This window comes from Vibrio sp. 970, from assembly GCF_033339075.1.
This window is the reverse complement of sequence record NZ_JAWOTW010000387.1, coordinates 1-658: the sequence shown is the minus strand read 5'-3', so window position 1 is coordinate 658 and position 658 is coordinate 1. Positions and strand designations below refer to the sequence as shown.

Below are 658 nucleotides of genomic sequence, written 5' to 3'. Positions count from 1 at the left end.
GCCGAACCTTCAGGCACGATGAATTTTTGGGATGTATCGCCTTGGTGTTGGTCTAGCTGCACCTTGAGTGCGCTGACTGGCTCAATCAAACGTTGTGATAGGCGCAGTAAAAGGCTGCCAAAAATTAGAATAAGCGCCGTTACCACCGCTAGTACCATTACGATGACATAAACAAACTCGGTTGAGGTGATTTCGATTTCATCAATGAGTGAAATCAGAATGATAGGGTGCTCTTCGCCATTTTGGTTAAAAGTGCTCATGTAAATCATTCTGGTGTTCGGCTCTTGACCGACTTCACCGAGAAAGTACTGCTTGTCTTGCAAAAAAGGCTGGTAGATAGGCGGGATCAGATTGATGTCGTTGTACGCCGTTGTCAGCAAATCAAGCTTTATCATTCCGTCGCCAGGATGACGCCTAAAATGCTCAATCGCTTCTTTCTTGTCGATCATAATACGTCGTTCACCGACGCGATCTTCCGACCACAACAACGCGCCACTAACAAGTGCGAAGCACAGCAGACCAATCACAATCGACACCAACAGGAAGAAGAGTTCGAGGCGTCCAGTTAAGCTTTGTGTGTTGTTAAATAAGCGGCGAATCATGCCCCCGGCTCCAAGCGGAAGCCGACTTTAGGGATGGTTTTCAATAAATGTTCTTC

1 pseudogene is annotated in these 658 nt (G+C 46.8%); it reads right to left on the bottom strand.

Features of this window, described 5'->3' with window-relative positions:
- Positions 1–602 (bottom strand): annotated as a pseudogene (locus tag R7Q11_RS26850) (sensor histidine kinase); the annotation flags it as partial.
- Between the last annotated feature and the right edge of the window lie 56 nt (positions 603–658).